The organism is Pseudomonas sp. NPDC089422, from assembly GCF_044749405.1.
In the GTDB taxonomy this organism is placed as follows: Bacteria; Pseudomonadota; Gammaproteobacteria; order Pseudomonadales; family Pseudomonadaceae; genus Aquipseudomonas.
Genome location: NZ_JBIVHW010000007.1, coordinates 39,032 through 64,203, shown reverse-complemented (window position 1 = coordinate 64,203; position 25,172 = coordinate 39,032). Strand labels below are relative to the sequence as shown.

Annotated in this window: 24 protein-coding genes, 1 tRNA gene and 1 pseudogene; 6 read left to right on the top strand and 20 right to left on the bottom strand. The window is 60.9% G+C overall.

Annotated elements, in window-relative coordinates; genetic code table 11:
- Positions 1–25 precede the first annotated feature (25 nt).
- Genes ACIPZ8_RS14705 through ACIPZ8_RS14690 form a run of 4 tightly spaced genes read left to right on the top strand, consistent with a single transcriptional unit; the run spans position 26 to position 4,177 of the window.
- Entirely contained in the window at positions 26–979 is a 954-nt protein-coding gene (locus ACIPZ8_RS14705; RefSeq protein ID WP_400724262.1) for a TIGR03756 family integrating conjugative element protein, read from the top strand.
- A complete protein-coding gene (locus ACIPZ8_RS14700) occupies positions 976–2,358 on the top strand; it encodes an integrating conjugative element protein (protein ID WP_400724260.1) in 1,383 nt (460 codons plus the stop codon). The genes ACIPZ8_RS14705 and ACIPZ8_RS14700 overlap by 4 nt, the downstream gene beginning before the upstream one ends.
- Complete coding sequence (locus tag ACIPZ8_RS14695; protein ID WP_400724257.1) at positions 2,355–2,678, top strand: hypothetical protein; 324 nt, start codon at positions 2,355–2,357, stop codon at positions 2,676–2,678. The genes ACIPZ8_RS14700 and ACIPZ8_RS14695 overlap by 4 nt, the downstream gene beginning before the upstream one ends.
- Positions 2,675–4,177 carry a conjugal transfer protein TraG N-terminal domain-containing protein gene (locus ACIPZ8_RS14690; RefSeq protein WP_400724254.1) on the top strand — a complete coding sequence of 501 codons (1,503 nt, stop codon included), beginning with the start codon at positions 2,675–2,677 and terminating at the stop codon, positions 4,175–4,177. Before ACIPZ8_RS14695 ends, ACIPZ8_RS14690 begins: the two co-directional genes overlap by 4 nt.
- A 13-nt stretch (positions 4,178–4,190) precedes the next feature.
- On the opposite strand, the gene ACIPZ8_RS14685 is transcribed toward ACIPZ8_RS14690, so the two are convergent.
- Positions 4,191–4,559, bottom strand: coding sequence for a DUF3742 family protein (locus ACIPZ8_RS14685; RefSeq protein WP_400724251.1), 369 nt, complete (start codon positions 4,557–4,559; stop codon positions 4,191–4,193).
- 210 nt (positions 4,560–4,769) lie between these two features.
- Between ACIPZ8_RS14685 and mobH the strand changes: the two genes are divergently transcribed.
- The gene (gene mobH / locus ACIPZ8_RS14680; RefSeq protein WP_400724249.1) at positions 4,770–6,458 is read left to right on the top strand and encodes a MobH family relaxase; all 1,689 of its coding nucleotides are present in this window, start codon (positions 4,770–4,772) and stop codon (positions 6,456–6,458) included.
- Between the two features lie 1,349 nt (positions 6,459–7,807).
- Here mobH and ACIPZ8_RS14675 read toward each other — a convergent pair.
- The 14 genes and pseudogenes from ACIPZ8_RS14675 to ACIPZ8_RS14610 all read right to left on the bottom strand — a co-directional run bounded on the left by ACIPZ8_RS14675 (position 7,808) and on the right by ACIPZ8_RS14610 (position 19,770).
- Positions 7,808–7,957, bottom strand: coding sequence for a hypothetical protein (locus tag ACIPZ8_RS14675; RefSeq protein ID WP_400724247.1), 150 nt, complete (start codon positions 7,955–7,957; stop codon positions 7,808–7,810).
- 251 nt (positions 7,958–8,208) lie between these two features.
- Positions 8,209–8,499, bottom strand: a complete 291-nt coding sequence (locus ACIPZ8_RS14670; RefSeq protein WP_400724244.1) for a hypothetical protein — start codon at positions 8,497–8,499, stop codon at positions 8,209–8,211.
- Between the two features lie 271 nt (positions 8,500–8,770).
- Positions 8,771–8,893: a hypothetical protein gene (locus ACIPZ8_RS14665; RefSeq protein WP_400724241.1), complete on the bottom strand. Its 123-nt coding sequence runs from the start codon at positions 8,891–8,893 to the stop codon at positions 8,771–8,773.
- Positions 8,894–9,993: 1,100 nt separating this feature from the next.
- Positions 9,994–10,245 carry a hypothetical protein gene (locus ACIPZ8_RS14660; protein ID WP_400724238.1) on the bottom strand — a complete coding sequence of 84 codons (252 nt, stop codon included), beginning with the start codon at positions 10,243–10,245 and terminating at the stop codon, positions 9,994–9,996.
- A complete protein-coding gene (locus ACIPZ8_RS14655) occupies positions 10,242–10,535 on the bottom strand; it encodes a hypothetical protein (RefSeq protein ID WP_400724235.1) in 294 nt (97 codons plus the stop codon). The genes ACIPZ8_RS14660 and ACIPZ8_RS14655 overlap by 4 nt, the downstream gene beginning before the upstream one ends.
- Positions 10,536–10,589: 54 nt before the next feature.
- A complete protein-coding gene (locus tag ACIPZ8_RS14650; RefSeq protein ID WP_400724232.1) occupies positions 10,590–10,868 on the bottom strand; it encodes a hypothetical protein in 279 nt (92 codons plus the stop codon).
- A 171-nt stretch (positions 10,869–11,039) separates the two neighbouring features.
- Positions 11,040–11,252, bottom strand: a complete 213-nt coding sequence (locus ACIPZ8_RS14645) for a hypothetical protein (RefSeq protein WP_400724229.1) — start codon at positions 11,250–11,252, stop codon at positions 11,040–11,042.
- 119 nt (positions 11,253–11,371) lie between these two features.
- Positions 11,372–11,656, bottom strand: a complete 285-nt coding sequence (locus tag ACIPZ8_RS14640; RefSeq protein WP_207936971.1) for a helix-turn-helix domain-containing protein — start codon at positions 11,654–11,656, stop codon at positions 11,372–11,374.
- Between the two features lie 131 nt (positions 11,657–11,787).
- A complete protein-coding gene (locus ACIPZ8_RS14635) occupies positions 11,788–12,114 on the bottom strand; it encodes a type II toxin-antitoxin system RelE/ParE family toxin (RefSeq protein WP_400724227.1) in 327 nt (108 codons plus the stop codon).
- 655 nt (positions 12,115–12,769) lie between these two features.
- Complete coding sequence (locus ACIPZ8_RS14630) at positions 12,770–12,976, bottom strand: hypothetical protein (protein ID WP_400724225.1); 207 nt, start codon at positions 12,974–12,976, stop codon at positions 12,770–12,772.
- Positions 12,977–13,100: 124 nt separating this feature from the next.
- Positions 13,101–13,681: pseudogene (locus tag ACIPZ8_RS14625) on the bottom strand (DNA adenine methylase); the annotation flags it as partial.
- Positions 13,682–13,996: 315 nt separating this feature from the next.
- Complete coding sequence (locus tag ACIPZ8_RS14620; RefSeq protein ID WP_400724223.1) at positions 13,997–15,430, bottom strand: efflux transporter outer membrane subunit; 1,434 nt, start codon at positions 15,428–15,430, stop codon at positions 13,997–13,999.
- Entirely contained in the window at positions 15,414–16,580 is a 1,167-nt protein-coding gene (locus tag ACIPZ8_RS14615; protein ID WP_400724220.1) for an efflux RND transporter periplasmic adaptor subunit, read from the bottom strand. The genes ACIPZ8_RS14620 and ACIPZ8_RS14615 overlap by 17 nt, the downstream gene beginning before the upstream one ends.
- Positions 16,573–19,770, bottom strand: a complete 3,198-nt coding sequence (locus tag ACIPZ8_RS14610; RefSeq protein WP_400724217.1) for an efflux RND transporter permease subunit — start codon at positions 19,768–19,770, stop codon at positions 16,573–16,575. The genes ACIPZ8_RS14615 and ACIPZ8_RS14610 overlap by 8 nt, the downstream gene beginning before the upstream one ends.
- 182 nt (positions 19,771–19,952) lie before the next feature.
- On the opposite strand from ACIPZ8_RS14610, the gene ACIPZ8_RS14605 reads away from it, so the two are divergent.
- Entirely contained in the window at positions 19,953–20,363 is a 411-nt protein-coding gene (locus tag ACIPZ8_RS14605; RefSeq protein ID WP_400724214.1) for a hypothetical protein, read from the top strand.
- A gap of 515 nt (positions 20,364–20,878) precedes the next feature.
- Here the strand turns inward: ACIPZ8_RS14605 and ACIPZ8_RS14600 are convergent.
- The 5 genes from ACIPZ8_RS14600 to pheS all read right to left on the bottom strand — a co-directional run bounded on the left by ACIPZ8_RS14600 (position 20,879) and on the right by pheS (position 25,158).
- A tRNA-Pro gene (locus ACIPZ8_RS14600) sits at positions 20,879–20,955 on the bottom strand.
- A gap of 115 nt (positions 20,956–21,070) precedes the next feature.
- A complete protein-coding gene (locus tag ACIPZ8_RS14595; RefSeq protein WP_008100384.1) occupies positions 21,071–21,427 on the bottom strand; it encodes a MerR family transcriptional regulator in 357 nt (118 codons plus the stop codon).
- Positions 21,408–21,710: an integration host factor subunit alpha gene (ihfA, locus tag ACIPZ8_RS14590; protein WP_003250679.1), complete on the bottom strand. Its 303-nt coding sequence runs from the start codon at positions 21,708–21,710 to the stop codon at positions 21,408–21,410. The genes ACIPZ8_RS14595 and ihfA overlap by 20 nt, the downstream gene beginning before the upstream one ends.
- A 4-nt stretch (positions 21,711–21,714) precedes the next feature.
- Positions 21,715–24,108, bottom strand: a complete 2,394-nt coding sequence (pheT, locus tag ACIPZ8_RS14585) for a phenylalanine--tRNA ligase subunit beta (RefSeq protein ID WP_400724211.1) — start codon at positions 24,106–24,108, stop codon at positions 21,715–21,717.
- 33 nt (positions 24,109–24,141) lie between these two features.
- The gene (gene pheS, locus ACIPZ8_RS14580) at positions 24,142–25,158 is read right to left on the bottom strand and encodes a phenylalanine--tRNA ligase subunit alpha (protein WP_054887103.1); all 1,017 of its coding nucleotides are present in this window, start codon (positions 25,156–25,158) and stop codon (positions 24,142–24,144) included.
- Positions 25,159–25,172 lie beyond the last annotated feature (14 nt).

The following is a 25,172-nucleotide window of genomic DNA, read 5'->3' as shown; positions in this document are numbered from 1 at the left end:
GCATCCACGCTTGCAGGATTCGATCATGGCCGCGCTTCGACTTCTCGCCCTTCGCCGCAGCCTGCTGGCATGTCTTCTGGGCTTTCCAGCCGCATCCATGGCACTCAACTCCGTCAACATCACCACTTCGACAGCCTCTCCAGACTGCTTGAACTACCGTGTCGTTGGTATCTGCTACTGGCTCTTCTGTACGCCGTTCGGCTGCAAAGTGCGCACCACCACCAAGGTGCGTCACTACATTCCCGATGCCGTAGTCTCCAGCTACACCAACACCGGCGGGAACCCTTGGCGTGATGTGAGCGCATTGAGTCCACGCAATGAAACGGCCCAAAGCGGCGCGAACAACAGTGCGGGCAACAGCCATGAATCCCCTGCCCTGCGCTTCAAAAACGCCGACGTAGTCGGTCACCCTGGTGGCTTGGCCTTCAGCCGATTTGCCGGCCGGTCCGGCTACACCTGTGCCGGCGCTGGTAAGGCCTTCATGCCCTACCTGCTCAGCACGCTCGATACCCTGGCCTGGCGGTACGGCATTCCTGAAGCGGTGTACCCCGAGTCATTGACACCGGGCGTTCGGGAAGTCGGCAGCCGTGCAGCCTCTGACCTGTGGGGCAACGTCTATCCGAGAAGTGGCTTCCTCCAACAGACCGACGACTACAAGGCCGCTGCAGTAATTGCACAACGAGCCGGCGACATCGTGACTCGCCGAGGGCAAGTGCACGTGTATCAGCCGCTATTGGCGAACAAGCGGGACGGATACTGGCCTGCTGGCGAGCTGAAGGAAGCCGATCCCTCAACAGGGAAATGGCAGGAGCTGACCCCATTGCCCTCTTCAACCTGCGCAGTGTTTCCGCATCATGGAAAGCGAGAGCAGGCAAAACAAGGCGACTTTGCCTGGGCACTCTGGAGGCCCTACAGCTGCTGCAAGCGGGCTGGCCAGACCTTTCTGGGTAGCGTCGATACTGAGGGGGGCGAACGATGAACGCCCCCTTACGCACCTTCCTGGTTGCCCTACTTACGGTTGCCAACACCGTCCACTCAGCCGAGATATCAACGACAAAAAACACCTACCAGACCCAAGGCAGCGTGTTGGGTGATGACGTGCTGTACAGCATCGGCGGCGGTAGCGCGGTATCTATGAGTGGAGCAGCGGATATGCGCAGCATCGGGGTGGGGGTTGGCTGGAACAGCAACCTGATCTGCGGAAACATGGACCTGAGCGCCACTCTGCAGAACCAGCTCAACGGCGTGACCAACGGCTTTCGCTCGATCATGAGTTCAGTGATCCAGAACGCCACCAGCGCCGTGGCCTCGCTGCCAGCCATGATCATTCAGCGGGCCGACCCCGCGCTCTACAACCTGCTGAGCAACGGCATCCTCCAGGCCCGCCTGGATTTCGACCGCTCCAAGTCCAGCTGTCAGGCAATGGCCAACCGTATGGCCGACATGGCCGGGGCACAATTGGGCTGGGATCAACTGGCGCAGGGTCAGGCGCTAAGCCAATCGACGGCAGGCCGGAACACCGATGCTGTAGCAGCCATCGAGCAATCGGAAAAAGAACGTGGCAACAGCGGCGTGCCCTGGGTGGGCGGTCAGCAAGCTGGTGGACGGGGTCAGGTGCCCATCAAGCTGATCAGCGATGTCAGCCGTGCCGGCTACAACCTGCTCAATGGCCGCGGGGTCAGCGATCGCTCCAGCATTGGGCGGGACAGTTGTGGCAACCGCCTGAGTTGCCAGACCTGGAACTCACCGCAGGCAGCGGAGGACTTTGCCACCCGCGTTCTCGGCGAGCGCGAACAGAGTACCTGCGATGGTTGCATCAAAACTCAAACCACAGCAGGTGTCGGACTGACACCGCTGATTCAGGAGGAATACGAGCAAAAGCTGAAGGCCTTGCAGGCGTTGGTCAGTGGCGACATAGAGACAACTCCCGAGCAGTTGGCCGAAGCTGGCAGCCAGTCCCTGCCCATTACTCGCGGAGTGATCGAAGCCCTGCGCGATGAACCCGACAGCAATCTGCTGACCCAGCGTCTGGCGTCCGAAGTGGCGCTTGCAAGCGTCCTGGAAAAAGCCCTCCTGCTGCAGCGCACCCTGTTAACCGGGCGCAAGGAACCCAACGTCGCCATCAACGACTTGGCTCAGCAAGCGATCAGCACTGAAAGCGACACCTTGGCTCAGGAAATCAACACCCTCAAGAGCGAGCTGGAGCTGCGTCGAACCCTGGCCGGGAACTCGCCTATGGTGCTAGTCCAGCGCCATACCGCCAGGAGCGGCGGATCTCGCGGCGTCTACGAAGGCGACCCTACCCGCAACCGCCTGGATGAGATCGAGAAGGCACCTCAAACCGGTACCCGACCATGATCTTGCAACGGCTGGTGAAGCGTGTGGCAGTTGTGGTCTGCACGTCGCTGCTAGTGCTTGCAACGGGCACAGCCGTCAGCCTGCTCGGGATCGAGCTATGTGGTGGAGTGATCGAGTGGCGCCGTTGGCTCGCTGACAACACCGGCGCCCTTCGCATTTGGCGGTTTGCCCTGTATGCCGCAATGGCAGCGGTCTGGGTTCATATTCGTCGCACCCACCCACTTCAATCAGTACAACACCAACGCCTGCTGCGTCTCGAGTTCACGGTCGTCGCCCTGCTGATGCTGCTCGAACTGCCACCGTCCGGAGGCACGTCGTGACGCTCTACACCAACGATTACCTGGAGTACTACCTCACCCTGGTCGGCTGGATCGTAGGCAATGGCATTTGGGAGGTCCTGGTTGCCAGTGGGATCGTCGCCCTGCCCTTCGTTGTAATGATTGTGCAGGAATGGCTCAGGGCTCGCAGCGAGGGCGCGGACGAAGGCAACAAGGGACTGCTCTCCACGTTGCGCATCGAAGGGCGCATCTACGTCGCTATAGCCGTGGTGTACTTCGCTTGCATACCGGCGATCCCCATCGACCTCAGCACCTTGGAATACGACACCTCACGCTCAACCCAGTGCCAGGTGCAAGTGGCTACACCGCAACAGACGCGATGGTCCAACAGTTTCACCACGCTCAACAACCAGAGCGCTCAGGTACCCATCTGGTGGTTCCTGGTTCACGCGGCTTCCAAGGCCATCACAGGAGCTGCCGTAGCAGCCATCCCTTGCGGCACGGATTTACGCCAAATGCGCATCGACATCGATGCCACGCGCATCCGCGATCCACTGTTGGCTCAAGAGGTCGCTGATTTCAGTCACGCCTGCTACGGCCCTGCACGGGCTCGGCTATTCATGACACGGCCGAGCCTCAGTGAAGTCGAAATGAGTGACGTGAACTGGATCGGTTCAAAGTTCTTCTTAAGCACCTCGGGCTACTACGACTACTATCACGCCAAGAGCCCAATGAAGGCCTGGCCATATGAGCCGAAGCGCGATGCCGGTCTCGCCCAGATTGGCGGTGCAGGTGGATATCCCACCTGTTTCCAGTGGTGGAACGACGCTGGCAGAGGATTACGTGCTCGCCTGATCGAGCAGGTAGATCCTGGTCTACTGTCGCGCCTTGGAAAATGGGCGGGCTTCCTTAGCCAATCCGAAGCCGATGATGCGATGATCCGCGCCCTTGCCTCTCCCCGTCAGCAAGCGTTGAACCATGGCCCGGTGTACACCGATTACGGGGGCCAGGTTGCCATGACCACCCCCAACATCGCCACGCGCGCAGCAAGTGACCTGGGACTGACGATTGGATCACTCGGCTACTTTCCAGCGATGGATGTTGCTCGCCAAGCATTGCCAATGGTGCTGTCCTTCCTGAAGATGGCACTCGTGATCTGCATCCCGCTGGTCATGCTGTTCGGCACCTACGACTTGAAATCGTTGATGACCGCTACGAGTGTACAGTTCGCGATTTTCTTCGTTGAGTTTTGGTTTCAGTTAGCACGCTGGATCGACAGCACCATCCTCGACGCGCTTTACGGATGGGACTCGCCTCACAGCAACTTCAATCTGCTCATGGGGCTGAACAACTCATTCGGCGACATGCTGCTGAATTTCGTTATGGCAACGATGTTTATGGTTCTTCCCGGCGTGTGGATGGCGGCCCTATCTTGGGTGGGAATACGGGCTGCAGGAGCGATTCAAGGGCTTACAGATGGAACGCGAGCGGCAGGCCAGGCAGGTTCAAAAGGCGTAGATCTTGTTTCCAAAAGGCTTTGAGCAGATAGAGCCTTTATTCATCTTCGTATCGAGGATCAGTAGTGTCGTTGTGTGCAACTGGATCATAGAACATGCTGTCCTTATGGTCCCGCTGCTCACCAATAGCCCACCCATCTTCGGCTCCCCATCTATTAACCGTGGCAATTCGAACCACAATCAGAACGGAGACTGTGAGCAGAGCAAGCCAAAACGATGCATACGATAGTGCACCGAGAACAGCGAGTTTTATTAGCCACAGGAAAATCCTAGTCAACAAAACTGGAGCGCCCTTCGACTGTAGCCATTGATGGGCCTTGGCTTCACGGCCGACGTAGCCACGCCAAGCTCGGCCAGTCCACCGTCCAAGTCGCTCAGTAATACTCATTCGTTTGCGCTGTTTCATGTGCTGACTCCCACCTCTGAAAGGGTTCATCGGCCTCCAACTGCATCCAGACGTTGATCGCCGTGCCACTCTGAGCAAAGCCACTGACGCCTGCTCACGTTCAAACGGTAAACAGCAAATGGAAGGGCTGCACGGGAAATAGGCATAAGGGGAAGGGCCCTACCCATAAAAGGGAAAAGGACTACTTCCATGCACCTCGCGAGGTCCATCATGCTTTCCTGGTTCAAGCGAAAAGCGCCAACTTTTGTTGCGTCTGATCCCCATATCCCGAGCGGCTTCACTGTTCCACAATCTGCAGTCGAACTGTTGAACACGCCACGACGACAGAAACTGCTGGAGAGCATCTGGCAGCGCACCTCACTTTCCCGATCGCAATTCAAAGAGCTGTATCTGATCCCCCTGCATCGCTACGCCGAATTGGTCCAGCTGTTGCCCGCATCCGAAAGCCATCATCACGCTCACCCAGGCGGTATGCTTGACCACGGACTGGAAACTGTTGCCTTTGCCCTCAAACTACGACAGTCCCATCTGCTACCAATTGGCGCACCACCCGAAGCGCAAGCTGCTGAAGCCGAAGCCTGGACTGCCGCAGTCGCCTACTCAGCTCTTTTACACGACCTCGGCAAGATCGCCGTGGATCTCCACGTCGAACTTGCCGACGGGACTACCTGGCACCCGTGGCATGGAGCGCTGACACAGCCCTACCGACTACGCTACCGCACCGACCGCCAATATCGCTTGCATAACGCAGCCTCAGGCCTTCTGTACAACCGCGTGCTCACGCGTGGCTGCCTTGACTGGCTCAGCGCCTTCCCAGAACTATGGTCTTCTATGCTGTACGCGCTCGCAGGCCAGCATGAACAGGCCGGCGTCCTTGGCGAGTTGGTAGCCCGCGCAGATCAGGCCTCGGCCTCGCAGGCGCTTGGCGGGGATCCCAGTAAGGCAATCAAAGCCCCCAAGCAAGCGCTTCAGCGCAAGTTGATCGAGGGCCTACGCCACCTGCTTAAAGAAGAGCTCAAGATCAATCAGTCCGAAGCCTCGGATGCATGGCTAACTGACGATGCCCTCTGGCTGGTCAGCAAGACCGTTTGCGACAAGTTGCGTGCACACCTGCTGAGACATGGCATCGAAGGCATACCGGAACGCAATACCGCCGTGTTCAACGTCCTGCAGGATCATGGCATTGCTCTGGAAAGCGCTGCCGGCAAGGCCATCTGGAAGGCCACCGTCACCAGCGATAGCGGTTGGTCTCAAAGCCTAACCTTCCTGAAGCTTTCGCCACTACTCATCTGGAACAACGATGAGCGTCCCGCGCCCTTTGGAGGGACTGTCACAGTCGATCTCGATACTGAGGAAACGCCATCTTCCAGTGAGCAAGTGCCCCCCACTCAAGCTGAGTTGCAGCCTCCGTGGGCAAATCTCGATGAAGACTTGGTGGAGTTCCAGCCGGTTTTTCTAGACAAGCCACTACCTCAGAAACAAGCAGCTGAAGAAGCTTCCACCGGCGAAGCTTTCTTGCAGTGGCTCGAACATGGAATCCGCTCGCACCTGTTGATCATCAATGACGCAAAAGCCCTAGTACACACCGTAGCCGACACACTCTTCTTAGTGAGCCCAAGCATCTTTCAACGTTACTGTCGTGAGCACCCTAATGTCGCGCGCCTGGCCAAGCAGGAACAGCAGCAGGATTGGGAATGGCTGCAGCGCGAGTTCGAGCGACAGAGAGCCCATCGTAAGCAGCCTAATGGGCTGAATATCTGGACTTGCCAAGTTACCGGCCCTCGCAAAACCAGACGCTTGCATGGCTACCTGCTCAATGATCCCAAGGGTTTGATGGGAGATATCCCGCTGAACAACCCTTACCTTCAGTTGCAGCCTAAGGTAGACCAGCAAACATGATCGCGTAGTTTTGGGGCGTCAATCCAAGAGAGACAACCACAGCCAAGCTGGTTGTGCTGACGCGTAACACGCTATGCTTGGGGCTCACAAAAACCCCGCCAAGTGGCGGGGCAGTGATCATTACGCGTGGTGATCGTCGCTCCAGCAGTCCAGCAGCCAGGCAACCGCCCGAAGCACACTGACCGCCTTTGCCACAACACAAGCGCCGCGCCAAATCTGGCGCAACAGCTCAAGCCAATCCATGCGGATCGTTCCTGTGCAAAGGAACGTTGGCGCAGCCTGCCCTTACCGGCCAGAGCAAGCGGCTACTGAAAGATTGAGTGCTTCAGTACGCCAATGTTCGGGTGGACCCACCTTGTGTTGCCGGCCACGTTTCTCAGGCGTGGATACAAGGGCCCAAGCAGACGCAAGCGCCCGCGTGTCTATTATTACCATGCGCGCTAAGTGCCTCGCGCAACTTTCTTGAAGTACTTTTCACAAGCCGACGAACGGTATCCAACTAAGCGCATATCCCCATCAACGAGTTCCGCACTACCGCAGAAGCCATCAAAGAAGTTTACCGATAGCGGTTAACACCTCACAAAAGCCCCTGAATTCAATGGTTTCGCTTCGAACGTCGAAAAACGTCCATTTCGCGGACACATTCCGGCCGATTCGCAATGATTCCGCATGATTCATCGTAAAGTTGCTTGAATCAGCGTTATTCAAATTTGAATAAGCGTCGGCGGCCGGCCGCGCATATTGCGCGCAATCGGGTGCCACCTTATAGTCCTACCTGAGTGCTTCAGTACGCCGTCGGCCGGGCCTCTCATCCCGCCGGCCAGATAGCCGCCTTTTCAGGGCGGCTTTTTTGTGCCCGGCGTTTACCGCCACTGCCCGGCAGCATACCCGATCTTTCGCCAGAGCAAGCCCAACAGCCTCCTGGCCGAGGGGAAGCTTTTCGACCAGTTTGGCGGCTATCCATCCAACGCCAGAATAACCGCCTTTTCGGCGCGTTGCTGACCGGGATCAGTGCATAAAATGAGATGCGCCACAGGCGTCGATAAAAACGCCCACGCCCACCGCCGAAAATCCCCGGCCGGCCGGGCCGGCACAGTGTCAGCCACGTCGGTGCCGACCCGTTCAATGTTGCGCGATACCGGGGAGAGAATACCACGGTGTCAATCACCAGTCCGCGCAAGGCGTCAGCTCATTGCCAGAAGAACACTTCCGCCCGCCCACCCTGGGTCATGGGTTGCACGTAACTCTACCCGTTACAGGTCCGCCAAAATCATCGTCGGCGCAGACTCGGCCCGCCGGCCGAGGCAAGACGCAGCTAACCGTCCGCAATGTAGCAAGGGCGGACGCCGTCACCATGATTGATTGTGACTATGGTTTTCGCCTACAGCTCGATGCCAGCGCGTGCGGTCGTCGGCGTCGCGGCCGGCCACGGCGTCGCGCACCTGGCGGGTGCTGGCCAGCACGCGCAGGGTGTTGCTGTCGATGGCTTGGCCGATCATTGCCCACCCTCGCGCTGCAACACCACCAGGCGCGCCGTGCTGGCGTCGATCACCAGCCGATACAGACGCTCGATGCGCCCGCTATCCAGCGCCTGCATCACTTCCAGGTCCTCCACCAGGCCTTCGGCGCGGGTCTGGGTGATGAGGCAGTTTACCGCCGTATCAGCGCTGCTGACATCGCCCAGGCGCCGGCGCAGCAGTTCCTGTAAATGGTCGGCAGGATCAGTCCCGGCAGCAGTTCGCCGTTACGGTCACGCGGGCTCATCCCGGCAGCTCACTGTAACGTCGCTCCGCCGACCGGTTGAACAGGCGCTGCAGCACACACTGCACTCATCCAGGGTGATGACCTTGGCCAGGCGCAGGCCATCGGCAAAGTCCATGCCCTGACCCTCGAAGCTCGGCACGGCATCACGGTGCTCGGCCTTGGCCATGCCGGCCAGGTAGATAGCGGCTATGTGCTCGTAGTGATCGAGCAGCATCAACGTGCGCATCTGGTCCAGGTTGGCGGCGAAAATGCCGTGGCCGAGCCAGTGAAGTGCCAATATTCAAAGTCGAGATGTGCCAGGAGGGTGGTGTGCATGGGTGTGGTTCCTTGAGCAGGGGTGGGCAGCAGCGGACGCAACGGACGCGCCGCCAATGCCGATCACGTTATCAGTGCCCCTCTGTCCACCAGCCAGGCCGGCGCTGGCCAGATTGCTTACGCTGCATAAATACCCAAGGGATACCCTTGAGGTATCTTTTGGGGTCTTTATTGATATTCCATTGCTTTATTCAGGCCAAAAAAAACCCCACCAGAAGGCGGGGTCGTGATCTTTAGGATTTGTCGTCGTCATTCCAGCGGTCGAGCAGCCATGCAATTGCCCGGAGCACACCAACCACTTTCGCAACCACACATCCAAAACGCCAGATCAGGCGCATCAGCTCAAACCAATCCATGGGATGGTTCCTGTGCAGATGAACCTTGGCGCAGCCTGCCCTTACCGGCGAAAGCAGGCGGCTACTGAAAGAGTGAGTGCTCCAGTACGCCAATGTTCGGGTGGACCCACCTTGTGTTGCCGGCCACGTTTCTCAGGCGTGGATACAAGGGCCCAAGCAGACGCAAGCGTCCGCGTGTCTATTATTACCATGCGCGCTAAGTGCCTCGCGCAACTTTCTTGAAATACTTTTCACAACCCGACGAACGGTATGCAACTAAGCCCATACCCCCATCAACGACTACCGCGCCACCGAAGAAGTCATCAAAGAAGTTTACCGATAGCGGTTAACACCTCACAAAAGCCCCTGAATTCAAGGGTTTCGCATCGAACGTCGAAAAACGTCCGTTTCGCAGGCACATTCCGGCCGATTCGCAATGATTCCGCATGATTCATCGTAAAGTTCCTCGAATCAGCGTTATTCAAATTTGAATAAGCGTCAGCGGCCGGCCGCGCATATTGCGCGCAAACGGGTGCCACCTTATAGTCTTATCCGAGTGCTTCAGTACGCCGCCGGCCGGGCCTCTCATCCCGCCGGCCAGATAGCCGCCTTCTCAGGGCGGCTTTTTTGTGCCCGGCGTTTACCGCCACTGCCCGTCAGCATACCCGATCTTTCGCCAGAGCAAGCCCGGCGGAATCCTGGTCGGCCTCATTTTTCGGTCGATTTTGCGGTTATCCATCCCACGCCAGGATAACCGCCTTTCCGGTGCGCTGCTGACCGTGACCAGTGCATAAAATGAAATGCACCACAGGCGCCGATAAAACCGCCGAAGCCAACCGCCGAAAATCCCCGGCCGGCCGAGCCGGCACAGTGTCAGCCACGTCGGTGCCGACCCGCTCAATGTTGCGCGATACCGGGTAGAGAATACCACGGTGCCAATCACCACTCCGCGCAAGGTGTCAGCCCACTTCCACAAACACACCGCCGGCCCGCTCACCTGGGAATGGGTTACACGCAACTATACCCGCTGCAGGTCCGCCAAAATCTTCGCCGGCGGAGACTCTGCACGCTGGCCGGGCACGCCCGCCGGTCCGCGCCCACCCGCAACCTGCCGGCCGCAGCTAAAGCTCGATGCGCAGGCCGTCCAGGCCGCAGTCCTCGGCGAACTTGACCAAGGTTTCCAGGCTGGCCCAGGTCTTCACCGCCTCGCGCTTGGAACGCACCGGAATGAGCCACGCCGTGGGGCCGCCGATGCGCACGCCCAGCGTCCACTGGCTGCGGTCGTCCTCATGGCGGCCGGCCACGGCATCGCGCACCTGGCGGGTGCTGGCCAGCACCCGCCAGGTGCTGAGGTCGATGGCCTGGCCGATCATTTGCCTTGCCCTTGCCCTTGCCCTTGCCCTTGCCCTTGCCCTTGCCCCTGCCCCAGCTCCAGAAGGCGCGCCGTGGCCGCGTCGACCACCAACTGATACAGGCGCTCGATGCGCCCGCTGTCCAGCGCCTGGACCAGCTCCAGGGCTTCCACCATGCCCTCAGCGCGGGCCTGGGCGATCAGGCAATTGACCACCGTATCGGCGTTATCGACCTCGGTCAGGCGCTTGCGCAGCACGCCGTGATAGGCCGCCGGCAGGACCAGCCCGGGCAGATATTCATCGTTAGGCATAACGCTTCTCCTTGGGCGCCTGCGAACCAGCGCGGTTACGGTAACGGCGCACCACTACCAATCCTCCCGGGCCTGGGCGGCGGCATCGTGAAACAGCTGTTCAAGGTCGGTCTGCTGGTCGTCATCAATGACGTTGGCCATGTTAAGGCCCAGAGCCAAGCCGATACCCTTGCCTTCGCCATAGTCGATCATATTGAGATCGCCCGAGGCCAGCAGCTGGCTAAGCAAGTGCGCCACCATGGCCTGCACCGTGTCGGGCAAGTCGAGGGCCAGCAGTTGGTGGGTACTCGGGTGATTGGCGCCCAGGGTAATGCCGAGATCGGGGAGGCTCACTTGGTGTTCCTTGTGCTGAGGGTAAGGTGCGCGAAAAACACTCTAGCGCTTTTGGTTGCCCAGTTTGCTGGTTTTGGGTGACGGCCGGGCAAAAAGAAACCCCCGGTCCTGGCGGACTGGGGGTGTCGATTGAACATAGCACCACTTACGCGCAGGGCGCCGGTACCGCCGTCACGCCTTGGCGGCAGCCTCTTCCTCGGCGGTCGTGCTGCACCAGTCACAGGTATCGCCATAGCTCGGGTCATAGCTTTTCTGGGTCACGATCTGGCGATTCTCGCCGGCCTGGCTGTCCTCGGCCACGCAGTCGTCGCACAGCGGTACGGTCGGGTATTGCTCGGCGGCGCTGTCGGCCTGCATGTCACCGTATACGGTACAGGTTTTCATCGGTGCTGCTCTCCTTGCTTGGATGGTGGCCTAGTGTAATCGAGACCAAGACCTTACGGTCACGCACAAATGAAAAGGGCCAGCCCGAAGGCCAGCCCTTTGCTGTAAGCCGCCTATGGTCAGGCCGCTTTCTTCTTCACGGTGATATCAATCTCCAGATCGGCGCTGGCCAGCAGGTTCACCAGGGCATCCAGGGAAAACTTGTCGATTTTCCCATTTAGCAGCTCACTCAAGCGAGGCTGTGTCACGTGCAGCCGGCGGGCCGCATCCTTTTGTGGGAGATCCCAAGCCTTCACGGTCTTGGTCAATACCCTCATGAGCTGGGAGCGCAGCCGAAGGTTTTCGGCTTCTTCTGGCGAATCAACCAACGCATCCCACACGGAGGTAGAGCGTTCGTTTGCCATCATTAAATCCCTCTGTTACATCCTTTCTTAGAAAATATCGAGTCGGACTCGAATAAGCCGATCCCCGCACTGTCCGGTGTGGGATCGTCCTTTACCCCCTTACCGAGCGGTAAGGGGGATTTACTTCTGTTTCAGTCCAGCGACTTCAACCGATCTTTGGCCAAGTCGATGTCGCGCTTTTCCGTCTTTTCAGTGGTCTTGCGGAAGGCGTGCAGCACGTAGATTGCTTCCGGTCGGTTGACCACATAAAACACGCGAAAAGCCCCGTCTTTGCACTTGATGCGGATTTCCCGCACCCCCTGCCCGACACTTTCCATCGGTTTCCAGTCGGCGGGGTCTTCCCCATCCTGGATCAGCTCCAGCTGATACCCAGCACGCTGCCTGGCTACCGGCGGAAAATCCCGCAGGTCTTCCTTACTGCTGCCCAACCACTCGATGGGCTTGAGATCGTCTTGCATATTCCAGATTCCTTCTAAGTAGTAGAGATCTTTTCACGGTGCAGTTCATGGGGTGCTTCCTCTCTGTGGTGGGTTTTGCTGATGTACCCGCGGGCCTCACATCGGGCTTTTTTGACGGGGTTTACGACACCAACGGGGTAACAATATCTCGATATCGATATATCGTCAAGCGAATGACGAAAAATTATTTCGAAATCGATATGTGACAGAATATGGTTACTCAGCGCCTTTCTAAGGGCCACCGAGTTGGCTCTTGCCTTAGGTGCTCAGCAGTGCAGGCTGAGCTGTAATGTAGGGTCATGCTGCACCCTGACCTACAGCGTTACCCGTAACGCCGAAATCGACGGCAATCTCCTGCAGGCCGGCCTGCAAGCGCTGAATCTCGGCCTGTGCCTGCGCTACCTGCTGGGCGAGGTCGCGCTTCTCATCCGGGAGCCCAGGCAATCGCGATTCAGCTGCTCGCGCTCGGCCTTCTCGACCTCACACCAGCGGCGCAGGTCGTCGCGCTCATCGAACACCGATTGCCCGGCGGAGTGCCGCTCCAGCTATTCGGACACCTCCTCGGTGCAGAAGCCGCGCAACGGGGTCGGGTTCCAATACCTCTCCGCGCCCGTATGGCGCTACTTACGCGCAGGGCGCGGCCCTATGCCATCACTCAGCGCAGGGCGCCTGGGTTGATCGCCGGCGCCTTGACCCGCTCCAGACCCGGCAGCGGCTCGCTGCCCTTGGCCCGACCCAGCACGTAATCCGGGCCGCTTTCGCCGGCGACCACGGCTAGCAGGGTCCAGCCTTTGCCCAGCAGCTGGTTGGCGGCGGTGGTGGTGCGCGCCTGGATCACTTCGGTCACGTCTTCAAACTTCATGGGTACTCCTTGTAAGGGTGGGCGGAAGCCGCAGTGTACCGCCTTTACGCGCCCATGACGCCGCAACAGGAATTTAACAACAATTTTCGGTGGGGTTCAGTTCGTGACATCTGCAATCTCTCGCTTAGAACAAGCCACCCAACGAGTATGTCTGCCAGCCCATGATGACCAGCTCGCCAGTCATCCCAGCCTTAACCTGTCGCTGATTTGTAACGGTGTAGCGAATTATCCAGGTACTCGAAGTGGAAGCCGCCGAAGGCGCGCCGGATGTCCGGGTGATCGTTAATGCTGACCATCACCCTCCCCTTGCACCGCTGCATGAAGTCGGCCATCGCTCGTACTCTTCAAAAGGGAAATGCACGCCATAAACGGCTGTCTGCCATTAGGGCGGATCCATGTAGAAGAACGTGTGTGCTCGATCATAGCGCTCGGCGCAGGCGAGCCAGGACAGATTCTCGACATAGGTGCCTGCGAGGCGCTGCCACGATGCGGATAGGTTCTCCTCGATGCGCAGCAGGTTGACGGCCGGACCGGTTGCGGCGGTACCGAACGTCTGCCCGTGACCTTGCCACCGAAGGCGTGCTGCAGCAGGTAGAAGAAGCGTGCAGCACGCTGGATGTCGGTCAGGGTTTCAGGGCGCGTCATCTTCTGCCACTCGAAGATCTGCCGGGAGCTGAGCGCCCACCTGAACTGGCGCACGAGACCTCCCAGACAACGCTGCGAGTTTTCGGGGAGGCCAACTGAGCCAGCTTCCGCTTGAGAGGCTCCCCGAAAGCAATAAGACGCTCAGGGTGAAGGGTCGCCGTTCAGCGGAAAATCTGCAGAAATCCACCGAAAGCCAGAGGCCAAAGGATGGGCTGGAGGATGGGCTGAGATACTGAAGGCATAAAAAAGCCCTGAAATATCAGGGCTTTAATAAAAAATTGTGGCGGAAGCGTAGGAGTACTAACTCAGTGACATTTCGCTTGACTGCAGCTTAGCCTCCTGCTTCCGCCCCCTTACTGTGTGATAATGCAGCATTCATTGATCCTCGATGAAGTCGCCCTCTGGAATACTCCAACCGCCACCCAGCGACACCATCAACCCTATCCGCGCTTCCAACTGCTGGGTCTGCAGCTCCTGCCACTTCTGCTTCTCCTGCAACGCATCGATCTGCGCCGTCAGCACATCCAGCAAACTCACTGCCCCTTGCCGATAGCTTTCGAGCGCAATCTGCTCGGCACTCCCCGCAGCCTGCGCCGCCTGCCCCACATCCCCTGCCTCCTGCGCCAGGTCACGCACCTGTGCCAGGCTGTCCTCGACCTCGCGCACGGCCAGCAATACTTTGCCGTGATACTCCGCCGCCGCCGCCTCCAATTCGGCCCTGGCCCGGCGTTCGTCCGCCGAGCGGCGGCCGCCATCGAGCAGAGGCAGCTGCAACACCGGACCAACTGCCCAGTAGCGATTGGCCGCCGCCAGCAGGTTGCCGGCGCCCTGGGTCTGCCCGCCGAGAATCGCGCTCAGACTGAAGTCCGGGTACCAGGCGGCCCGCGCCACACCGATACTGGCGTTGGCGGCGAATACCCGGCGTTCGGCGGCCGTCACGTCCGGCCGCTGCAACAGCAGCTTGCCCGGCAGCTCATTCGGCACCTGCGGGGCACTGAGGGGGGCCGGATCCGGCGCCAACGCAAAATCGCTGGGCAAGGCGCCCACCAACTCGGCCATCGCATGCTGGGCCAAGTTGCGCTGGGCGACCACGTCATCCGCAGCCGCCTTCGCTTCCGACAGCCTAGCCTTGGCACGATCCAGGTCCAGCTCGGAGGCGATGTTGCCCTTGTAGCGGTCCTGGATCAGTGCCAGCAACCGCGCACGATCATTCACCGCGCTGTCGAGCAATTGCCGCTGAGCATCTAGCCCTCGGGCACGCACATACAGCAACGCCAACTGCCTTTGCAGGCTAAGGCGCGCGCCGGCCAGGTCATCCGCCGAGGCTTGCGCGGTGGCATCGCCGGCGGCCACCTGGTTGCGCAGCTTCCCCCACAAGTCGAGGTCGAAATTCAAGCTCAGCCCAGCGGTGTCGCTGTTGTAGACCGAGGGCTGGGTATCGCCGCGCAGAGGCCGATGGTCCGACTGGCGCTGGCGCAGCGGCACGGCACTGGCGCTGGCCTGCGGCCACAGCCCGCCGTGCAGGCCCTGGGCATAAGCCGCCGCTGCATCGTTGTGCGCGACTGCGGCAGCGAGGTTCGGGTTGGACGCCAGCAGCCGTGCCTGGAGCGCGTCGAGACGCGGGTCGGCAAACAGCGCCCACCACTGCGCAGGCAACCGCGCTTTCGCGTCGACGATCTGCCAATCGCCTACCCGCTCGCCGTAATGGGCCGGCAAGTCCACCACAGGCGCCTGGTAATGCGGCGCCAGCGAGCAGCCTTGCAACACCAGGCACAACGCCAGCCCGGCGCGCTTAGACCGACGGCGCATGGGCACCTCCCGGGGTCACGCTGCGCACCGCGTCATTGTCGCGCAGGGCGTCGGACGGGTTGTCCACCACCTGGTCCTTCAGGCCCAGGCCACGGTCGACAATCAGTTTGCTGCCCAGGTCCTGGGCGATATGGATGCTGCGCAGGTGCGCGCGGCTCTGGGCGTCGAGCACCGCCACCTGCGGCCCCTGGGCGCGGAAGATCAGCGCGCTGGACGGGATGCTCACCGCCGCAGCATCGCTGCGCAGGGTGATGCGGGCGCTGGCGTAGTCGCCTGGCAACAAGGCACCGCTGGCGTTCTCCACCGCATACTGGGCCAGCAGCGTGCCCGAGGCCTGGTCGACTGCCGTCGAGGTGCCCATCAAGGCTGCCAGGTAATGCTGGCCGGGTCGCTCCGGCACCGACAGTTGCACCTGCATGCCGGGCAAGATCTGGCTGGCGTAGTTCTGCGGCACCGGCACGTAGAGGCGCAGGCGGCGGGTGTCGGCGATGTCGAACAGCGAGCTGGCGCTGTCGCTGTCGGCCTTGATCAGCTGGCCGATCTGCGCGTGGCGGGCTGTGATGGTACCGGTGAACGGAGCGCGGATGACCTTGTACGCGGCCAGGTCCTCGAGCCGTGCGTAATCGGCTTGCGCCGCCTCGGCATCGGCACTGGCCACGGCGGCGGCAGCGACCTTTTCATCGACCTCCTGGCGCGACACCGAATGGCTGGCGAACAGGTGCTGCCAGCGGGCGGCGGTGCTCCGCGCCAGCGACGCGCTGGCCTGGTGCTGGGCCAGCCGCGCCTTGGCCTGAGCCAGTTGCTGGTCGAGCTCGGGGCTGTCGATCTCGGCCAGCGGCTGCCCGGCCTTGACCGTGGTGCCGATGTCCGCCTGCCAGCTTTTCAGGTAACCGCTGACCCGGGCGTTGACGCGCGCCATGTTCCAGGCCTGCAGGTGCGCGGGCAGGCTCAGGGTTTCGCCGGCGGCGTTCATCGATGGGTTGAAGGTCACCACCGCAGGCAGAGCCCGGCTTTCGGTCCAGGCCTGCACAGCAGCGGCTTGGTGCTGGCGGGCATACACCCCCAGCGCGACGACCAGGGCCGCCAGGCCCAGGCCGGCGCCCCCCATGAGCTTCAGGCGCCGACGATCAGCTACGGAACGGCTAGGCATGCAGGTTTTCTCCAACGACAGCGTGAGGGGTTGAGCGGCGGTGGGCCAGGCTGAACACGACGGGGACGAACAACAGAGTCGCGCAGGTGGCGACGATCAGGCCGCCGATCACCGCCCGGCCCAGCGGTGCGTTCTGCTCCTGGGACAGGGCCAGCGGCAGCATGCCGATGATCATCGCCAGGGCGGTCATCAGCACCGGCCGGAAGCGGGTGAAGCCAGCCTCCATGGCGGCCTTCACGGCATCGCCGTGCTCGGCCAGGCGCTCGCGGCAGAAGCTCACCACCAGCACCGAGTTGGCGGTGGCCACGCCCATGCACAGGATTGCCCCGGTCAGCGCCGGCACCGACAGCGTGGTGCCGGTGACGAACAGCATCCAGACGATCCCGGCCAGCGCGGCGGGCAAGGCGGTGATGATCACGAACGGGTCGACCCAGGACTGGAAGTTGACCACGATCAGCAAGTAGATCAGCACCACCGCGCCCAGCAGGCCGAGGCCCAGGCCGTGGAAGGCTTCGTGCAGCGCGGTGACCTGGCCGTGCAGGCTCACGGTTGCGCCTTTCGGGCGCAGGTGCGCGGTGTCGTCGATGACCTTCTGGATGTCTGCGGCGATGCCGCCCAGGTCACGGCCCTGGACGTTGGCATACAGGTCCAGGGTCGGGGTGATGTTGTAATGGCTGACCACGTCGGCGGTGTTGGTCCGCGCCAGGCTGGCGATGCCACCTAGCACGGCGGTGTGCCCGTTGCTGCCGGTGATCGGCAGTGCCTCCAGCTGGGCAATGCTGCTCATCTTGTACTGCGGGGTCGAGCCGACCACGGAATAGGACACACCATTGGCCGGGTTGAGCCAGTAAGTCGGCGCGGTCTGCGAGGTGCCGGCCAGCGAAGCGCCCAGGCTGGCGGTGACATCGCGCTCGGTGATGCCCAGCTCGGCGGCGCGCTTGCGGTCGACGTTGACCTGCAGCGACGGGTAGCTTTCCGACTGCTGCAGGCGCAGGTCTGCGATGCCTGCAACATGCTGCAGTCGGCGCATCACTTCGGCGGCGTAGGCACGGTTGGCGGCATCGTTGGGGCCGGAGATCTTCACGTCCAGCGGTGCCGGCGAGCCGAAGTTGAGGATCTGGCTGCTGATGTCCGCTGGCAGGAAGGCGAAGCTGGTGCCGGGGAAGCTGTCCGGCAGTACCTCGCGCAGGCGCTTCACGTCATCGGCGGTCGGGCCATGGCCGGCCTTGAGCGACACCTGGATGTCGCCATCCTGCGGACCGACCGTACCACTGGTGTTGTAGGCCATGTCGATGCCGCTGATGGGCAGGCCGATGTTGTCGATGATCGACTCCACCTCATCGGCCGGCAGCACTTCGCGGATACGGCTTTCGATCCGGTCGAAGGCCGCCGCGCTTTCTTCGATGCGCGTGCCCAGTGGCAGGCGCACATGCAGCGCCATTGCCCCGGCATCGGTCTCGGGGAAGAAGTCCTCACCCAGCGTCGGCAGCAGCGCGAAGCTGGCCAGCACGCAGCCCAGGAAGCCGAGCAGGAAGCGCTGGCGGTTGGCCAGGGCCAGTTCCAGCAAGCCCTGGTAGCCGTCGCGTAGCCGCGAGAAGCTCGCCTCGAAGCCGGCCTGCAGGCGCACCAGCGGGTTGGCCGCCTTGTCACCTTCGTGGTGGTTGAGGTACGCGTCCTCCGGGTGCCGCCCCTCGCCCTGCTCCAGCCGATGCGGCTTGAGCAGGAACATGGCCAGGGTCGGCACCAAGGTGCGCGACAGAATAAAAGAGCTCCCCATGGCGAACATCACTGCCAATGCCATGGGCCGGAACAGGTATCCGGCGATGCCCTGGAGCATGAACATCGGAACAAATACAACGCAGATGCACAACAGCGCCACGAACGCAGGGCCGACGATCTGTTTGGCGCCATCGAGGATCGCCGCCCTGACCGTCTTGCCTTGTTCGAGGTGCCAGTTGATGTTTTCGATGGTCACCGTCGCGTCGTCGACCAGGATGCCCACAGCCAGCGCCAGGCCGCCGAGGGTCATCACGTTGAGGGTCTGCCCGCTGACCGCCAGCAAGGCGATCGCCGACAGCACCGCCAGCGGGATCGAGGCGGCGATGATCAGTGTCGAGCGCCAGCTGCCGAGGAACAGCAGGATCATGGCGCTGGTCAGCAGCGCGGCGATGATGCCCTCGCGGGCGACGCTGCCGACCGACGCCTTGACCACCGTCGAGGCATCGCCGAGCAGCGAGGTCTTGAGCTCAGGCGGCAGGGTTTCGTTGATCCGCGGCAGCATGCTGCGAATGCCGTCGACGATCGACAGGGTCGAGATGTTGCCGTTCTTCAGTGCCGGCATCAGTACCGCGCGGCGGCCATCGACGCGCACGATGTTGGTTTGCGGCGGTGCGCCGTCACGCACGTGGGCCGCCTGGCCAATGGTGATCTGCGCGCCGTCGACCACCTTGACCGGCAGGTCGTTGAGTTCATCGATGGCGCTGGGGCTGTTGTTCAGCAGCACGGTGAACTCATTGCGGCCGATCTTCGCCGTGCCCACCGGGATGATCTGGTTCTGCGCGGCCAGTGCATTGGCCACGTCCTGGGCCGACAGGCCCTTGGCGGCCAGGGCCTGGGGGTCGAGGTCGAGGGTGATCTGGCGCTGCTTGCCGCCCATGGGGGTCGGCATCGACAGGCCAGGCACCGAGGTCAACGGCAGGCGGATGCTGTTCTGCACCAGGTCGCGGATGCGCGCCTCGGACAGCGTCGGGCTGGAGAACGCCATCTGCAGGATCGGCACGGTGGAGGCGCTGTAATTGAGGATCAGCGGCGGCGTGATACCGGCCGGCATCTGCTTGAGCACCGTCTGCGAAACGGCGGTGACCTGGGCGTTGGCGGTGCGGATGTCGACGCTGGGCTGGAAGAAGATCTTGACGATGCCCATGCCCGGCAAGGACTGCGACTCGATGTGTTCGATGTCGTTGACCGTGGTGCTCAAGGCCCTTTCGTAGGTGTAGATGACCCGGCCCGACATGGCATCCGGCGCCAGCCCTGCGTATTGCCACACCACAGCAATGACCGGTATGCCGATGTCCGGGAAAACATCACTTGGCGTGCGCACGGCCGCCAATGGACCGACGATGCAAATCACGATCGCCAGCACCAGGAAAGTGTATGGTTTGTGCAGTGCCGTTTTGACCAGCGCGAGCATGCTGTGCCCCTGAAAGTTGAACGGTGCGCAGTCTTCCACGGACTTACTAGGGGGTCGGTTAAACCTCCATTAAAGTATTTTAAGGAAAAGCATCTAGCGTCTTCACTTGCAGCCAAGCGGGTTGCTGGCATCCTATGCGAATCATTCACAGCTGCAATCAGAGATGTTTTATGCGGACTAATATGAGTACTAAATGGAAGGTGATGTTACCGCTTCTCGGAGTACTCGGAGTGCTTAGCGGCTGCGCCGGACCAATGCCAAAAGCCAGTTCGGACGCGGCCTGGGTAAGCCTGAAAGAGGAACCAACAACTACCTTGATGGCGGAAAGTCTGGATGGCAAGCGGCTCAACGACGGGCGCTACTTCGAAGTACCCACAGGAAAACATACGTTAGGTGCGGCGCTGTTCGTTGAAGGGGATGGTGACAGTAACGGATCTACATGCAACGCTAACATCAGCTACAACGATTTCAAACCAGGAAGACGCTATACGTTAGATGAAAGCAGTCTCGGTCACTCATATACACTGAACCTTTATAACGAAAACGAGAAGCTGCTAGCACATGTAGATAACATCAATTGCCCACTGGGATAAAAATTCGGAACTTTTCATAATTAGCCTCCACAATAATCATAAAAGGGGCGACCCCAAACGTTCAGCTCAACGAAGTTCAGACTATTGCCCCTATCCGCATCACAAAAAACTAAAACCTTAAATTCAGAACGCTTTTCACCTGGCTGTGACTGGCAGCTCAAAATCTTCCCATTCTCCCTACGGCTGAGTCTTGGCCAGATAAATTCAGCCGGCGGTGTCGCCGATCCGGATGCAGAGCTTCACCAAACAATTGCCAGCGCATGCTCAGCGTTGTGATGAGTTGATCGGAATTGCCACTCGCAGCCACCGACACTCAGGAGCAGCAGCTAACCGCAATCCAGCTTGATCAGAACGTCCACCCCAGAAAGATGCGGTTGGTAGCTCCTTGATCGGGCAACCGGGACATGAAAAATCGCGGTGGGGTAAAAAGTGGGGTAAAAAAGCCAAGGGAGAAGAATGCCTCAGCCATAAAAAAATCCAGTCACCTCTAAGTGACTGGATTCTTTGGAGTTATTTGGTCGGGACGGAGTGATTCGAACACTCGACCCCTTGCACCCCATGCAAGTGCGCTACCGGGCTGCGCTACGCCCCGACTGGGCTTGAAGCATGTTCTCAATCTTGCCGAGAACGTTGAAGAATGTACCCTAACCTCCTGATAAATGAAACCTTTTTCTCAAAAAATTTTCCATTCACCAAAACCGCAAAGGTCACTTCTTCAACACCACCAACACATCCTCCAATTCAACAATCATCTGCCGAATCAGCTGCTTGTACTGGCTCGATTCATCCTTCACCTCATCACTGGAGAGCCGCAACCGCGCCCCGCCAATGGTGAACCCCTGGTCATACAGCAGGGCCCGGATCTGGCGAATCATCAGCACGTCTTGCCGCTGATAATACCGCCGGTTCCCCCGCCGCTTCACAGGGTTGAGCTGAGGAAACTCCTGCTCCCAATACCGCAGCACGTGTGGCTTTACGGCACACAACTCGCTCACTTCACCGATGGTGAAGTAGCGTTTGCCCGGTATGGGGGGCAGTTCGTCGTTATGGCTTGGTTCCAGCATAGGCCTCAACCCGGGCCTTCAACTTCTGCCCTGGACGAAAGGTGACGACGCGCCGTGCAGTGATCGGGATCTCTTCCCCAGTCTTGGGGTTGCGGCCCGGCCGCTGGCGTTTGTCGCGAAGGTCGAAGTTGCCGAAACCGGACAACTTGACCTGCTCGTTCTCTTCAAGTGCGTGCCGAATTTCTTCAAAAAACAGCTCGACCAGCTCCTTGGCCTCACGCTTGTTAAGCCCCAGCTCCTCGTACAGCCTTTCGGCCATCTCAGCTTTCGTCAGAGCACCCATGCCGTTATTTCCTTAACGTGGTGTTCAACCTTTGTTCGAGCGAGGTGAGGATGTTTTGCAGGGTAGTGTTCACCTCATCGTCGTTAAGAGTGCGCGATGGATGCTGCCAGGTCAAGCCGACGGCAAGGCTTTTTCTATCAGGATCAATGCCTTTACCTTGGTAGACATCAAACAGCCTGAGGTCTGTGAGCCATTCGCCTGCATTGTCACGAATTACTTCAAGCACGTCTTGAGAAGCTACATCACGTCCTGCGATCAAGGCCAGGTCGCGACGGGTTTCCGGGAACTTGGAGAGTTCGCTGAATTTCGGCAGGCGGCCTTCGACCACATCACCCAGTACCAGCTCGAAGACGAACACCGGGCGGTCCAGGTCCAGGGCTTTGGCCAGCTCTGGGTGGATGGCGCCGAGGTAGCCGACGTCCTTGCCGTCGCGCTGGATCACAGCGGTCTGGCCAGGGTGCAGGGCTGGGTGTTTGCCGGCGGCGAAGGTGAAGTCGCTCAGGGCGCCGCTGTAGCCCAGCAGGGCTTCCACGTCGGCCTTGACGTCGAAGAAGTCGATGGTGTCGCGGCCGTTGGCCCAGCCTTCTGGCAGGCGGCTGCCGGTGACGACGCCGGCGATCATGGGCTGCTGCTGCAGGTTACCGAGCTGGCCGACGAAGCGCAGGCCGCTTTCGAACAGGCGCACGCGGTCTTGCTGGCGGTTGAGGTTGTGCTGCAGTGCCTTGACCAGGCCCGGCCACAACGAGGCGCGCATGGCGGCCATGTCGTTGGAGATCGGGTTGGCCAGCAGCAGCGGCTCGACGCCTGGGCTGAACAGCTCGAACAGTTTCGGGTCGATGAAGCTGTAGGTGATGGCTTCCTGGTAGCCGCGGGCGACCAGCAGGCGGCGCAGGTTTGGCAGCTCGCCGCGGGTTTCCGGGCGGGCTTGCGGCGCGAGGCGGGCTTGCGGGTAGCGCACTGGCAGGTTGTTGTAACCGTACAGGCGGGCCAGTTCTTCGATCAGGTCGACTTCCAGGCTGATGTCGAAGCGGTGGCTTGGGACGTTGACGGTCCACTGCACTACACCAGTAGAGCCGCCATTCGCCTTGGTGGCCAAACCGAGGTTGTTGAGCAACTGCTCGACCTGGGCCGGGTCCATCTCCATGCCGAGCATCTGGGTGATGCGGTCGGCGCGCAGGGTGACCGGGGCGACGTTTGGCAGGTGCTGCTGGCTGACGGCTTCAACCACCGGGCCGGCTTCGCCGCCGACGATGTCGAGGATCAGCTGGGTGGCTCGCTCCATGGCTTCGCGGGCCAGCTGCGAGTCGACGCCGCGCTCGTAGCGGTGCGAGGCATCGGTGTGCAGGCCGTAGGAACGGGCTTTGCCAGCGACGGAGATCGGCTCGAAGAAGGCGCTTTCGAGGAACAGGTCGCGGGTTTTTTCGGTGTTCACACCGCTGTGCTCGCCACCCATGACGCCGGCGATGGCCAGGGCGCGGGTGTGGTCGGCGATCACCAGGGTGTCGGCACGCAGGGCCACTTCCTGGCCGTCGAGCAGGACGAGTTTCTCGCCCTCTTCGGCCATGCGCACGCGGATGCCGCCGTTGATTTCGGCGAGGTCGAAGGCGTGCATCGGCTGGCCGAGTTCGAGCATCACGTAGTTGGTGATGTCGACGGCGGCGTCGATGCTGCGCACGTCGCTGCGGCGCAGGCGCTCGACCATCCACAGCGGGGTCGGCTTGCTCAGGTCGACGTTGCGGATGACGCGGCCCAGGTAGCGTGGGCAGGCAGCCGGGGCACTGACTTCGACCGGGCGCACTTCGTCATGGGCAGCGGCAACGGCTGGCACCACTGGGCGGGTGACCGGGGTGTCGTACAGGGCGCTGACGTCGCGGGCCAGGCCGGCGATGGACAGGCAGTCACCGCGGTTCGGCGTCAGGCCGATTTCGATGCTGGCGTCGTCCAGGCTCAGGTACTGGCGGATGTCGTCGCCCACCGGGGCGTCGGCAGCCAGTTCCAGCAGACCGTCGTTTTCTTCGCTGATCTGCAGCTCGGCGGCCGAGCAGAGCATGCCGAACGACTCAACGCCGCGTAGCTTGGCCTTCTTGATCTTGAAGTCGCCTGGCAGTTCGGCGCCGATCATGGCGAACGGGATCTTGATGCCTGGGCGGGCGTTAGGCGCGCCGCACACGACCTGGAAGGTTTCCTGGCCGTTGCTCACCTGGCACACGCGCAGCTTGTCGGCGTCCGGGTGCTGTTCGGTGGCGAGGATCTCGCCCACGACGATGCCGCTGAACTGGCCGGCAGCGGGGGTGACGCTGTCGACTTCGAGGCCGGCCATGGACAGGCGGGCGACCAGTTCGTCACGGGAGACTTGCGGGTTTACCCAACCGCGCAGCCACTGTTCACTGAATTTCATGCTGTTCTCCTGAAAGTTGCGTCGGGCATTGACCTAGCGGAATTGCGCGAGGAAGCGCAGGTCGTTGTCGAAGAACAGACGCAAATCGTTGACGCCATAGCGCAGCATGGCCAGGCGCTCGGCGCCCATGCCGAAGGCAAAGCCCTGGAATTCTTCAGGGTCGATGCCGGACATGCGCAGCACGTTCGGGTGCACCATGCCGCAGCCCATGACTTCCAGCCAGCCGGTCTGCTTGCACACGCGGCAGCCCTTGCCGGAACACATCACGCACTGGATGTCGACTTCGGCGGACGGCTCGGTGAACGGGAAGAACGACGGGCGGAAGCGCACGGCCAGTTCTTTTTCGAAGAACACGCGCAGGAATTCTTCGATGGTGCCCTTGAGGTCGGCGAAGTTGATGCCGCGGTCGATCAGCAGGCCTTCGACCTGGTGGAACATCGGCGAGTGGGTGATATCCGAGTCGCAGCGGTAGACGCGGCCCGGGCAGACAATGCGGATCGGCGGCTGGGTGGACTCCATGGTCCGCACCTGCACCGGCGAGGTGTGGGTGCGCAGCAGCATGTTGGCATTGAAGTAGAAGGTGTCGTGCATCGCCCGGGCCGGGTGGTGGCCAGGGATGTTGAGCGCTTCGAAGTTGTGGTAGTCGTCTTCGACCTCAGGGCCTTCGGCGATGCCGTAGCCGATGTGGGTGAAGAACTGCTCGATGCGCTCGAGAGTACGGGTGATCGGGTGCAGCCCGCCGGTGGTCTGGCCACGGCCTGGCAGGGTCACGTCGATGCATTCGGCGGCCAGGCGAGCGCTGAGCTCGGCTTCTTCGAAGGCTGCCTTGCGTGCGTTGAGCACGACGGTGACGCGCTCTTTGGCGTCGTTGATCAGCGCACCGACTTTCGGGCGCTCATCGGCTGGCAGGTTGCCCAGGGTCTTCATCACCTGGGTCAGTTCGCCCTTCTTGCCGAGGTACTGAACCCGGATCTGTTCCAGGGTATTGATGTCTTCAGCGCGCTCGACGGCCTCCAGGGCTTGTGAGACCAGCGCATCCAGGTTTTCCATGTACAGACTCCAGA

Bases quoted from the DNA above. Each gene is read 5' to 3' on its own strand.
- ACIPZ8_RS14705 (WP_400724262.1), top strand. From the start codon at position 26: ATGGCCGCGCTTCGACTTCTCGCCCTTCGCCGCAGCCTGCTGGCATGT.
- ACIPZ8_RS14700 (WP_400724260.1), top strand. From the start codon at position 976: ATGAACGCCCCCTTACGCACCTTCCTGGTTGCCCTACTTACGGTTGCC.
- ACIPZ8_RS14695 (WP_400724257.1), top strand. From the start codon at position 2,355: ATGATCTTGCAACGGCTGGTGAAGCGTGTGGCAGTTGTGGTCTGCACG.
- ACIPZ8_RS14685 (WP_400724251.1), bottom strand. From the start codon at position 4,559: ATGAAACAGCGCAAACGAATGAGTATTACTGAGCGACTTGGACGGTGG.
- mobH (WP_400724249.1), top strand. From the start codon at position 4,770: ATGCTTTCCTGGTTCAAGCGAAAAGCGCCAACTTTTGTTGCGTCTGAT.
- ACIPZ8_RS14675 (WP_400724247.1), bottom strand. From the start codon at position 7,957: ATGATCGGCCAAGCCATCGACAGCAACACCCTGCGCGTGCTGGCCAGC.
- ACIPZ8_RS14665 (WP_400724241.1), bottom strand. From the start codon at position 8,893: ATGGATTGGTTTGAGCTGATGCGCCTGATCTGGCGTTTTGGATGTGTG.
- ACIPZ8_RS14660 (WP_400724238.1), bottom strand. From the start codon at position 10,245: ATGATCGGCCAGGCCATCGACCTCAGCACCTGGCGGGTGCTGGCCAGC.
- ACIPZ8_RS14655 (WP_400724235.1), bottom strand. From the start codon at position 10,535: ATGCCTAACGATGAATATCTGCCCGGGCTGGTCCTGCCGGCGGCCTAT.
- ACIPZ8_RS14645 (WP_400724229.1), bottom strand. From the start codon at position 11,252: ATGAAAACCTGTACCGTATACGGTGACATGCAGGCCGACAGCGCCGCC.
- ACIPZ8_RS14640 (WP_207936971.1), bottom strand. From the start codon at position 11,656: ATGGCAAACGAACGCTCTACCTCCGTGTGGGATGCGTTGGTTGATTCG.
- ACIPZ8_RS14635 (WP_400724227.1), bottom strand. From the start codon at position 12,114: ATGCAAGACGATCTCAAGCCCATCGAGTGGTTGGGCAGCAGTAAGGAA.
- ACIPZ8_RS14630 (WP_400724225.1), bottom strand. From the start codon at position 12,976: ATGAAGTTTGAAGACGTGACCGAAGTGATCCAGGCGCGCACCACCACC.
- ACIPZ8_RS14620 (WP_400724223.1), bottom strand. From the start codon at position 15,430: ATGCGCCGTCGGTCTAAGCGCGCCGGGCTGGCGTTGTGCCTGGTGTTG.
- ACIPZ8_RS14615 (WP_400724220.1), bottom strand. From the start codon at position 16,580: ATGCCTAGCCGTTCCGTAGCTGATCGTCGGCGCCTGAAGCTCATGGGG.
- ACIPZ8_RS14610 (WP_400724217.1), bottom strand. From the start codon at position 19,770: ATGCTCGCGCTGGTCAAAACGGCACTGCACAAACCATACACTTTCCTG.
- ACIPZ8_RS14605 (WP_400724214.1), top strand. From the start codon at position 19,953: ATGAGTACTAAATGGAAGGTGATGTTACCGCTTCTCGGAGTACTCGGA.
- ACIPZ8_RS14595 (WP_008100384.1), bottom strand. From the start codon at position 21,427: ATGCTGGAACCAAGCCATAACGACGAACTGCCCCCCATACCGGGCAAA.
- ihfA (WP_003250679.1), bottom strand. From the start codon at position 21,710: ATGGGTGCTCTGACGAAAGCTGAGATGGCCGAAAGGCTGTACGAGGAG.
- pheT (WP_400724211.1), bottom strand. From the start codon at position 24,108: ATGAAATTCAGTGAACAGTGGCTGCGCGGTTGGGTAAACCCGCAAGTC.
- pheS (WP_054887103.1), bottom strand. From the start codon at position 25,158: ATGGAAAACCTGGATGCGCTGGTCTCACAAGCCCTGGAGGCCGTCGAG.